Genomic DNA, 12,048 nt, shown 5'->3' with positions numbered 1-12,048 from the left:
CCCCCGCCCCCTCGCCCGTCGGCGTGGGTTCATCGACCCCGGCCAGTTCGCGGCGCCAGAAGTCCTCCGAGTCCTTCAGGTCATGCTCGGCCAGCCACCCCAGGTAGTCGCTGAACGGACGAGGCGAGACGAGCCTCGGAGACCGCCCCGCGAGCGAGCCTTCGTACAGCGCGAAGAAGTCCCGCACCACCAGCGGCACGGACCAGCCATCCAGCACCAGGTGAGAGTGACTGAAGACGAAGCGGTACGCATCGGCGGCGCTTCGCAGCAGCGTCAGCCGGATCAACGGCGCACGCGACAGGTCGAACCCCTCACGCCGGTCCTGCTCCAGGAAGGTCGACAGTCGGGCCTCGAAGGCGTCCGCCGACAGGTCGCGCCAGTCCTCGACGCGCACGGGCAACTCCACCTCTCGCAGCACCACCTGCACCGGCTCGTCCACGTCGTCCCAGACGAGCGCCGTGCGCAGCGCGGGATGCGCCGCCACCGCGCCCCGCCAGGCCTGGATGAAGGCGTCCACGTCCAGCTGTCCCCGCAATTCACAGACGAGCTGGTTGAAGTAGAGCCCCTCTCCAGGCTCCGCGATGGCGTGGAAGAGCATGCCGCCCTGCAGAGGCGACAGCGGGTACAGGTCCTCGATGTTGTCGCTCATCGCGTCTTCTTTCCGAACCGCGCCGCCAGTTTGTCGAGCTGCGACTGCTTCACCTTCGCGAGCGGGAAGTCCGACGGGGAATGTCCCCCCGCGTCGGGCGCTCGCGAGGCGGCCACCAGCGCCAACAGGCGCGCCACGAAGTCCTCCGCCACACCCACCACCGTCTCTCGCCGGTGCACCGCCTCACTGAAGGTCCACGTCACCTCCAGCCGGCCCTCGCGCACCACGCTCATCACATCCAGCAGGTACGGCCGCCGCGCGCTGTCCGCGCGCTGCCTCAGCCCGTCGCTCTCCGGGGCCAGTCCGAAGGGGCCTCCCGTACCGACGATGCCGTCCACCTGTCCCAGATGGTTGAAGCCAAGCTCCGCGACAGGGAGCGCCGCCAACGAAGCGTCCTTCGCCACGTAGCGCAGCAGCCCCCAGCCCATGCCCTGCGACGGGACCGCGCGCAGCGACTCCTTCACGACGCGCAAGGCCTCGCCGGGCCCCTGCACGTCGCGGAGGTCCAGGAGCGCCGGGAAGACACGCGTGAACCACCCCACCGTGCGGGAGACATCCGCGCCTGGCAGCACCTCTTCACGGCCGTGCCCTTCCACGTCCACCAGCGCGACGCTCCGTCCCGTCCAGGCCGTCAGGGCCTGCGCCAATGCGGTGAGCAAGGGGTCCTGCGGCTGCGTGTGCCAGGCCTTCGGCACGTCGTGCAGCAGCGCCTTCGTCTGCTCCGCATCCAGCGACACCTGTACCCGGCGAGCCGTGGCCTCGGTGTTGATGCCCTCCGGGAAGTCCCTCGGCAGCCGCGCGGCTTCGGCCCAGGGCCGCTCCAGCCACCACGCGCGCTCCGCGAGCAGCTTCTCCGAACGCGCCAGTGCCTCCAGTCCTCGAGCCCAGACCTGGAAGGAGGTCGTCTTCGGTGGCAGTCGCACCGCGCCGCCCTCGGCGAGCTCCGCGTAGGCCGTCGCCAGGTCTTCCAGGAGGATTCGCCAGGACACCGCATCCACCGCCAGGTGGTGGAGCGCCAGCATCAGCAGCGTCGGGCGTCCGGGACCTCGCTCCAGCAACACACCCCGGATGAGCGACGCCTCCAGGCGCAGGGACTGTTGAAGCTCCAGGGCGCACCGCTCCAGCGCGGGCCCCATCGCCTCCGGCGGCATGGTCGACAGGTCCACGCGCGCCACCTCCACCGACACGCCCGGCGCCACGGACGTCTGATGCCAGCCGTCCTCCTTCCTGGCGAAACGCAACCGCAGGGCGTCGTGGTGCTCGACGACCCGCGCCAGCGCCCGCTCCAGCAGCGGCGCGTCGAGCGCGGCCCGCGCCTCGAACATCAGCGACATGTTCCAGTGGTGCGGCTCCTCCAGCCCCAACTCGAAGAACCAGTGCTGGATGGGCGTGAGCGCCACCGGGCCCACCACGGGTCCCTGCTCGGCCTGCACCGCGAGCCGTGTTCCCGCCACCGTCGCGAGCCTCGCCACGGTGGGGTTCTGGAAGAGCTGCTTCGGAGACAGCTCCAGACCCGCCGCCCGCGCGCGCGTGACAATCTGCAAGCCAAGGATGGAGTCGCCGCCCAGCTCGAAGAAGTCGTCGTGGATGCCCACGCGCTCCACGTTGAGGACCTGCCGCCACAGCTCCGCGAGGCGCGCCTCCACCTCCGTACGAGGCACCGCGTCCTCCGCGCTCGAGGACTTCGACGGCTGGGCCTCCGGTGCCGGCAACGCGCGCGCATCCACCTTGCCGTGACGCGTGCGCGGCAGCGCGGCCAGCGTGACGAAGGCGGACGGCACCATGTAGGGCGGCAGGCGGGAGAGCAGCCACGACTTCAGCGCGCCCGAGGTCAGCGCCGCGACCTCTCCCGGATTCCGCGCCACGACATAGGCGACGAGCCGCCGGGGCCCACTCCCCTCCGCCCTCGCCACCACCGTCGCCTCCCGCACCTCGGGATTCGCGAGCAGCGCGGCCTCCACTTCACCCGGCTCGATGCGGAAGCCTCGCACCTTCACCTGCGCATCCGCGCGGCCCAGGAACTCCAAGCTCCCATCGCGGCGCCAGCGGGCCATGTCTCCCGTCCGGTACATGCGCGCTCCCGGTCGCGTGTCGAAGGGGTCCAACACGAAGCGCTCGGCGGTGAGCCCGGGCTGGCCCAGGTATCCTCGCGCCACGCCGGAGCCACCCACGTGGAGTTCGCCCGGTGCGCCAGGCAGCGCCAGCCCACCTCGGGCATCCAGCAGGTACACCTGGGCGCCCGGCACGGCCCGACCAATGGGCACATGTCCCTGCTCGTCCCGCCGGACACGATGCACCGTGCTCCAGATGGTCGCCTCCGTCGGACCGTACTCGTTGAACAACGGCACCGACGGCAGGGCCTCGTGATGCGCGCGCGCCAGTTCGAGCGTGCAGGCCTCTCCGCCCACGCTCACCGCGCGCAGGCCCACCAATCCTCCCGCTGGCGCCGCCGCGAGCACCTCCGCGTAGAGAGCCGGCACGGAGATGAGGTGCGTCACGCGAGCCCTGGCCACCAGCTCCGCCAGCTTCCTCGGGTCCTCGCGGTCCTCCACGTCCGGGTAGCGCAGCGTGCCACCCTCGAAGAGCGACCAGAGCAACCCCGCCAGCGAGGCATCGAAGGTGAACGGCGCCAGGGACAACACGACTCCGGGGGCGCCATAGACCTGCTGTCGTGCCCGCGTCGCCGAGACGAGCTGGCGGTGCTCCAGCACCACCCCCCTCGGCTTGCCGGTGGAGCCCGAGGTGTAGACGATGCATGCGGCCTGGTGCGGCTGGGGCTCAGAGGGCAGCGCGCTTGCACCCGTCGGGAGGGACTCCAGGGTCACCACCGCCATGCCCTCTCGCGAAGGCACACGCGCCAGCCATGCGCCGGACGTCACCACCGCGTGCGCCTGGGTATCGTCGATGATTCCGGACAGCCGCTCGGAGGGATGCTCCAGGTCGAGCACCACCACGGCCGCGCCCGCACGCAGGATGCCGAGGAGGCCCGCCACCACGTCGGACGGTTGCGCGAGCGCGAGCGCGACGATGTTCCCCGAACCCGCGCCCACCGCCTTCAGCGCACCAGCGAGGCGCGCGGACAACGCATCGAGTTCGCGGTAGGTGAGTCGGCGGGTGCCGTCGTCCACCGCCACGACGTCGGGGTCGGAGGAGGCGCGCGCCGCGAAGCACGCGGTCACCGTCTCGCCCGCCGTCGACTCGCGCGAGGGCGCAGTGGCCCATTCGGTCAGGAGCTGGTGACGCTCATCCTCGGACAGCACGGAGAGCTGGGACAGGCGTCGCTCCGGATGCGCGGCCAGTTGCTCCAGCAGTCGCAGCAGGTGCCCCGAGAGTCGGTGGATGGTGTCCGCGTCGAAGAGGTCGGTGTTGAAGTCGATGCCTCCGGACAGCCCCTCCTTCGACTCCACCAACTCCAACATGAGGTCCAGCTTCGTGGCCCCCGTGTGGACGGCCTGGCTGCTCAGGCGCAGACCGGCCATGGTCAGCTCGATGGGCGGCGTGTTGTGCAGCACGAGCATCGTCTGGAAGATGGGCGTGTGACTCAGGTCTCGAGCCACATGGAGCGCGTCCACCAGCTTCTCGAACGGCACTTCCTGGTGGGCGAAGGCCCCCAGCGAGGCGCGGCGCACGCGGCCCAGCAGCTGCGTGAAGGTGGGGTCCCCGGACAGGTCCGCGCGCAGCACGATGGAGTTGATGAAGCAGCCGATGAGCGGCTCGATTTCGGGTCGGTTGCGTCCAGCGACGGGAGTGCCCACCGCGAAGTCGTGCTGCCCGGTGTACGCGTGGAGGAGCGTCTGCCACGCGGTCATCAACACCATGAACGGCGTGGCGCCTTCTCGCCGACCCAGTGACACCAGCGCGTCCGTGAGAGACCGGGAGAGGGAGAGGGGCAGTCTTGCGCCCGGATAGGTCTGCACCGGAGGCCGGGGACGGTCCGTGGGCAGCCGGAGCACGGGGACGTCCGCCAGCACGTCGCTCCACCAGGCCTGCTCGGCCGCCAGCTCCGGGCCTCGCATCCATTCGAGCTGCCAGGCCGCGTAGTCCGCGTACTGCACCGTGATGGGTGGGAGTGGAGACGGCTGGCCCGCGAGGAAGGCGGCATAGAGGCTCGCCAGCTCAGGGAACATCACGCCCAGGGACCAGCCATCCGAGACGATGTGGTGCATGACGATCAGCAACACATCCTCGTTCTCGCGGACGCGCAGGAGTGAAGCCCGCAGCAGCGGCCCCGTCTCCAGGTCGAAGGGCTTGCGCGCCTCGTCCCGCGCCCAGCCGTCCACGCCCCGGGCGTCCCCTGCATCCATCGTGAAGATCCGCAGGGGCACTTCGAGCGCCGCGGAGATGTGCTGCACTCCGCCCGCGTCGGACATCGAGAACGTCGTCCGGAGGACCTCGTGGCGACGCACCACCTCGTTGATCGCGCGCTCGAGCGCGGCCACGTCGAGCGTGCCGGTCAGCGCGAGCATCACCGCGTTGTTGTTGGCCACATTGCCCGGCTCCAACCGGTCCATGTACCAGAGCCGTTGCTGCGAGAACGAGAGCGGCAGCGGGCGCTCGCGGGAGACGTGTGGAATGGGCGGAGGGCCCTCGCGCCGAGCGGCGCCGTTCGACTGCGCCACGACGCGGGGCGGGGTCGGACGACGTGACGACACGGGCAGCGGAGGCAGCAACTCCAACGAGCCATCCAGGTGGCGGCGCGCCCTGCGCCCCATCGCGAGGCGAGGCCCCGCGCCGCCGTCCGGAAGCAGCCGGAGCGCGGCGGACGCCGGAGCATTCCAGAGGCCGCGTGGCGCATGATCGCCCAGCACCGCCAGCTCTCCCACCACACCCGTGGGCACGGAGCGGCCTCGCGCATCCACCACGTCCCAGGACAGGGGCTCCTTCGACGAAGGTGAAGCAGACCCGGACTGTGTCCACGCCCCCAGGCCGAGCAGCGGGTCCCGGCGCGACACCTCGACCGGCAGCGCACGCGACAGCGCGTCCGCGACCTCTCCCTTCGCCTCCTCCAGCAAGACGCGCCGCACGGGACGCAGGACCTCGGCGGCGGAGGGCAGCTCCGACAGGGCCTTGGCGAGCGTCGCCGTGAGGTGCAGGTGCGTGGCACCCGTCTGGCGCACCAGGGACAACAACGCCTCGGCGGCGCTCGGCCCTTCGTGGAGCGTCACGGTGGGCACCGGCGACGCGGACAGCGGCGCATGTCGCCGCCGCAGCACATCCAACTGCTGGAGCGAGTCGAGCGTCGCCTCCACCTCCACGCCGAAGTCCACGAGGCAGGCCACTTCATCCACATCCAGGCGCTTCACGCGCTCCACCACCGGCCCGCACGTGTCAGGGGTTCCGAAGAGGCCTCCATCCTCCACGTAGCGCGTCAGCCCGTGCTCCAGCAGGGCATCCATGTCCCCCGGAGTCAGCGAGCGGAAGTCTCCCTTGAGGCCCAGGCTGGCCACGAAGGCCTGAAGGATGTCCACGGAGCTGCGGAAGTATTCGAGCAGCGGCTTGCGCACGCGGCGGCGGACCTCGGCCTCGTCCTCGCCCAGGAACGCGTGGAGCATGAGGCTCACGTGTCCCCGCCCTGGATGACCGTGTTGCCGCCAGGCCTCGCGATAGAGGGCCACCTTCGACGACAGGTCCTCCAGGTTCTGCCCCATCAGGTTCGTGAGGACGTACGCCCCCATTTCACCCGCCATGCGGAACGTGTCCGGGCTCCCCGCCGCCGTGAGCCAGAACGGAAGCTCCTTCTGGACGGGACGCGGACGGAGGAACACCTCCACCTCGTCACCCGCGCCGTTGCGCCGGAGCACCGAGCCGCCACGCCACAGCGTGCGCACCTCCTCGATGCCCTTGAACATGACCTCCTTGCGCCGCGCATACCGGTCCGGCGCGAAGACGAAGTCATTCGCATGCCAGCCCGATGCGAACGACACACCCACACGGCCGTTGGACAGGTTGTCCAACACCGACCACTCCTCCGCGACGAGGATGGGGTCATGCAGCGGGAGCACGACGCTGCCCGCGCGAATCCCCAGCCGCTCCGTCACCGTGGCCACGCCCGCGCCGACGACAGCGGGGCGGGGGTAGAGCCCTCCGAAGGAATGAAAGTGCCGCTCGGGGGTCCACACCGCCGAGAAGCCCTGCGCGTCGGCGTACTTCGCCGCCTCCATCAGCAAGCGGTACTTGCGTCCCCCCAGCGAGTCCTCGTCGTTGGCGAAGAACGACAGGCTGAAGTCGGGCCCAGGCCGTGCGCCCGCTCCACTCGAAGTGGCCAGCACGAGGCGGGCACGCTCCGACGGCAGCACCACGCGCAGGCCTCGCGTCAGCGCCCACAGCAACTCCAGTCCCGTCCCCGGCGCTCCCGCCTCTTCCGCCGACAGCCAGGTCCCCTCCTTCACCTCGGCATTCGAGTCGAGGCGCCGGAACAGCGCATCCACCGTGCGCACCGTGTGCATGGCACGCAGTCGCGCTCCCGTCGGTCCGACCAGCGACTCCAGGCAGACCAGGGTCTCCGCCGAGGACACCATCGAGCCTCGCGAGGCGGAGTCCTCCAACACAAGGCCTCCCTCCACCGCCAGCGTGGAGAGCGCGCGGACGGAGATGACCCGAGCCGGATCCAACGGCACGCTCGTGTGCAACCGCTCGTGCGTCAGCAACAAGGGCGGTGGGCCACCAGCAGGCGCGAGGGCCGCGAGTTCCCTGAGCTGGGGTGTGGAGAGGAGCACGTAGCCGCCGCCCGCCTCCAGGACCGCCCAGAGCGCCACCACTCGCTCCACGGACGGCTCAAGACAGAGCGCGACCAGCACCTCGGGGCCCACGCCCTTCGCACGCAGCTCGGACGCCAGCCGGCGCGACTCCGCGCGCAGGGTGCGCCACGTGAAGTCACCTTGACCCTCCGTCGACACAGCCACCGCATCCGGAGCCCGCGTGGCACGAGACTCCAGCAACGCGGAGACCGTGCTCGGCGGCACCGACGAGTCAGCGGCAGAGACGCGCGCGGGCGACTCCTGGCCCTCGGCCTCCAGACGCAGTCCGGACAGCGGTTGCCCCGGGTCCGCGAGCGCGGAGGTGAGCAATACCGTCCAGTGAGACAGCAGCCGGTCGATGGTCTCGGGCGCGAACCGCTCCACCGCGTAGTCGAGCGTGCCCGCGAAACCGCCAGCATCCTCACCCATCGACACGGACAACGGCGACAGCACCGCGCCGAACCGCGGCGGCCCCTCCTCGACTTCCACCAACTGCATCCGCAGATCCGGAGCATCCAGGACCGCATCGAACCGGGGATGCAGGACGAAGAGCGCATCGAACACGCGCTCGCGGCCCGGGTTCCGAGTGGGCTCCACCTCCCGGATGAGATGTTCGTAGGGGACGTCCGGCTGCGCGTACGCGTCCAGCGTGACATCGCGCACGCGCCCGAGCAGCTCGCGGAACGTCGGGTCACCCGAGAGGTCCGTGCGCAGGGGCACCGCATGCGCGACGTAGCCAATCAACGGCTCGAGCTCCGGACGGTTCCGATTGCCAATGGGCGTGCCCACGATGATGTCGTCGCGGCCCGCCCACCGCGCCAGCAGCGCCTGCCACGACGCGAGCAACACCATGAAGGCCGTGACGCCCTCTCGCCGCGCCAGGGCGTGGATGCCGCTCGTCAACGACGCCGAGAAGCCGACGCCGCGTCGGACTCCGCTGAGCGCGGGCCCCACGCCAGGCGGCAGGTCCACGGGCAGGTCCAGCGGCCCGGGCATGCCCGCCAACCGCTCACGCCACGTCGCCGCCTGCGCGGTGGAGGCCCCCGACTCCAGGAACTTCCGCTGCCAGGCCGCATAGTCGATGTACTGAATCGCCAGCTCTGGAAGCGGCGACGACTCCCCCCGCTTGAAGGCGCCGTACAGCGCGCCCAGCTCCGAGCTGAACACCACCAGGGACCACGTGTCGCAAACCACGTGATGGACCGAGATGACGAGCAGGTGCTCCCGCGCCGAGAGCTTCAACAGTCGCGCGCGAACCACCGGCCCGTGGGCGACGTCGAACGGCTGGGACATCTCCGCGAAGACCCGCCGCCGCCACTCCACTTCGCGCGCCTCCTCCGCCATCTCATCCAGGGAGTCGATGACCAGGGGAACGCGCGCCTCCGAAGAGACTCGCTGCACCATCCGACCGTCCACGAGCGGATACGACGTGCGCAGGGCTTCGTGACGCCGGACCACCTCCTCCAGGCTTCGCCGCAGCACCGACACGTCGAGCACGCCCGTCAGGCGCAGGGCCACGGACATGTTCAGCGCGGGATTGCCTGGGAGCGCCTGCTCCAGCGCGCAGACCCGCTCCTGCACCACCGACAAAGGCAGCACCCCATCCCGAGGAACCCGCACGAGCGGCGGCAGGACACCGTCCTTCGCGGACAGTCCCTCGGTCCCCAGTCGCGTCTGGATTCGCGCGGCCAGGCCCGCCACGGTGGGCGCCTCGAACAAATCACTGAGCGGAAGTTGAACGGGGAAGGCTTCACGCAGCCGCGTGAGCATCTGTGCCGCCATCAGCGAGTTTCCACCCAGCTCCAGGAAGTCGTCGTGGATGCCAAAATCCGAGCGCCCCAACCGCTCGCGCCAGATGCCGAGCACTCCGCGCTCCACATCTGTTCGCGGTCCCGCCTTGTCCGCGGGGACGTCCATCACCTCGGATGACTCCGCGCCGCTGGTGTCGAGCGCGTGAGCCACGGTGGCCGCAGTCGTCGTCGCGAGCACCTTGGGAGCATCCAGCGCGAAGCGCCGACGCTGGAACGGATACGTGGGCAGCGACACCCTGTGGCGTTGCTCGTTCGCGTAGACCCGCTTCCAGTCGGGCTCGATACCTGACTCCCACAGCGCGCCCAGGGCCGCCATGAGCACGCCGTACTCCCCCACCTTCGAGTCGGCCCGAGGCAGCGAGGCCACCACTCGCCCTCCGTGTCCGCGCAGTCCCAGTCGCGCCAGCGCCGTGAGCGCCTGGTCCGGTCCCACCTCCAGGAAGAGCGTGAAGCCGCCCTCCTTCAGCGTCTCCAGTCCCTCCCCGAAGCGCACCGGGGCCCGCATCTGACGCGCCCAGTACGCGGGGTCCGTCGCCTCCTCCGGACGAATCCACGTCCCCGTGACGCTGGAGACATACGGCACCCGGGGCGCGGAGAGCCGCAGGCCCGCCACCACGCGCGACAGCTCCTCTCGCAGCGGCTCCACGGCCTCCGAATGGAAGGCGTGCCCGGCGGGCAGGCGCAGCACGCCGACGCCTCGAGCCACCAGCTCCCGCTCCAGGGCCTCGACCTCCGCCGTCGGTCCCGACACCACGCACCGCTCGGGCCCGTTCACCGCCGCCAGGGCGAGGGCTCCCGTCAGCAACGGGCGCACCACCTCCTCCGCGCAGCCCACCGCCGTCATGCTTCCCGGGGGCAGCTTCGACATCAGCCGACCGCGCGCCACCACCAGCGTCAGCGCGTCCTCCAACGGCAGGACGCCCGCGAGGCACGCCGCCGTGTACTCGCCGAAGCTGTGTCCCAGCAGCGCTCCCGGCTGGATGCCCCACGACTCCCAGAGCTTCGCCAGCGCGTACTCCACGCAGAACAGCGCGGGCAGCGCATGGCGCGGGTCTCCCAGCGCCTCGCGTGCCGCGGCCTCCGCGCCCGGGCCCGGAAGCAGCACGTCTCGCAGCACCTGCTCCAGCGAGGGCCCCAGTTCTCGCAGACAGGTGTCCACCGTTTCGCGGAAGAGCGGCTCCGCGCCGTACAGCTCCCGCCCCATCCCCAGCGACTGCGCGCCCTGCCCCGGAAACAGGAAGGCCACGCGCCGCTCGCGCGCCGCCGCGACATCCTCCAGCACGCGCCCGTTGCTGGGAGTCCGCAGGCGTGCGAGCAACTCGGCCCGGTCCCCCGCCACGACCGCGAGCCGATGCTCGAAGCCACCGCGCCCCACATTGCGCGTGAAGGCCACGTCCGCGAGCGACGTGTTCCCAGGGGCCGTCTCCAGCCACTCCGCCAGCTCACGCACCGACGCGGAGAGCGCCTGTGCGGTGCGCGCGGACAGGGTGATGAGCTGCGCGGGCCGAGCACTCGGGCCCGAGGCTTCCTTCTTCGGCGCCTCCTCCAGCACCGCATGCGCGTTGGTGCCACCAATGCCGAACGAACTCACGCCCGCGCGCCGGGGCACGTCTCCGCGCGGCCAGGCGCGCTTCTCCGCGACGACGGAGAACGGGCTGCTCGCGAAGTCGATGGCCGGGTTGGGCGACGTGAAGTGGAGCGTGGGAGGCATCACCTCCTCGGAGAGCACCAGGGCCGTCTTGATGAGCCCCACGAGTCCGGCCGCCGTATCGAGGTGGCCGATGTTCGTCTTCACGGAGCCCAGCGCGCAGAAGCCCTTGCGGTCCGTGTCCCGCCGGAAGGCGCGGGTCAGCGCCGCGACCTCGATGGGGTCTCCCAGCGCGGTGCCAGTGCCGTGCGCCTCGACGTAGCCGATGTCGTCCGCCGTCAGTCCCGCATAGGCGAGCGCCTCGCCGATGACATCCGCCTGCCCTTCCACGCTGGGCGCCGTGTAGCCCACCTTCAGGCCACCATCGTTGTTCAGCGCGGAGCCTCGGATGACCGCATGGATGTGGTCTCCATCCCGCAGCGCATCCGCCAACGGCTTGAGTACCACCGCCGCGACGCCATTGCCCGGCACCGTGCCAGCCGCGCGCGCGTCGAAGGCACGACAGTGTCCGTCGGGGGAGAGGATCATCCCCTCCTGGAAGAGATACCCCGTGCGCTGCGGCAGGGAGATACGCACCGCGCCCGCCAGCGCGATGTCGGACTGGCGCAGCAGCAGGCTTTGACAGGCCATGTGGACGGCGACCAGGCCCGTGGAACATGCCGTGTAGACGGCGAGGCTCTCGCCACGCAGCTTCAGCTTGAAGGAGGCCTTGGTGGCCAGGTTCTCGCCGGACGTGCCCATCACCTCGTACAGCGAGGCCGGGTCCAGTTGCCCCTGTCCCAACATGCCCAACGTGTGCAGCGACGGGGCCGCGCCCGCGTACAGGGAGATCTTCCCCGAGTAGCGAGTCGGGTCATAGGCCGCATCCTCGAGCGCGGCCCAGGCGCACTCCAGGAACACCCGCTGCTGCGGGTCCATCCACAACGCCTCGCGTGGGGGGACGTCGAAGAAGTCGGCGTCGAAGGCGTCCGCCCCCTCCATCACTCCGGCCACGGGCACGAAGTCCGGGTGTCTCCGCAGCGCTTCGGGCACCAGCGGCGAAGTCTCCAGCGCCTCCGGCGACAGGCGGGAGACCGACTCCACGCCGTCGAGCAGATTGCGCCAGAAGTCCCGCACATTCGCCGCGCCGGGGAATCGCCCGGACATGCCGATGATCGCGATGTCGTTGCCACTTCCGCCCGTCAGGTCCTGGTCCGCCATGTT

General features: G+C 70.7%; 2 protein-coding genes. Both read right to left on the bottom strand.

Annotation, left to right across the window (positions count from 1 at the left end):
- Positions 1 to 649, bottom strand: a 649-nt coding sequence (locus FJV41_RS30365) for a condensation domain-containing protein (protein ID WP_246137519.1), incomplete at its 3' end; no start/stop codon positions are given.
- Entirely contained in the window at positions 646 to 12,045 is an 11,400-nt protein-coding gene (locus tag FJV41_RS30360; RefSeq protein WP_141646074.1) for a non-ribosomal peptide synthetase/type I polyketide synthase, read from the bottom strand. The genes FJV41_RS30360 and FJV41_RS30365, both read right to left, overlap by 4 nt.
- Between the last annotated feature and the right edge of the window lie 3 nt (positions 12,046 to 12,048).

The sequence above is a fragment of the Myxococcus llanfairpwllgwyngyllgogerychwyrndrobwllllantysiliogogogochensis genome (genome assembly GCF_006636215.1).
In the GTDB taxonomy this organism is placed as follows: domain Bacteria; phylum Myxococcota; class Myxococcia; order Myxococcales; family Myxococcaceae; genus Myxococcus; species Myxococcus llanfairpwllgwyngyllgogerychwyrndrobwllllantysiliogogogochensis.
This window is presented reverse-complemented; position numbering and strand designations above follow the sequence as displayed.

Bases quoted from the DNA above. Each gene is read 5' to 3' on its own strand.
- FJV41_RS30360 (WP_141646074.1), bottom strand. From the start codon at position 12,045: ATGGCGGACCAGGACCTGACGGGCGGAAGTGGCAACGACATCGCGATC.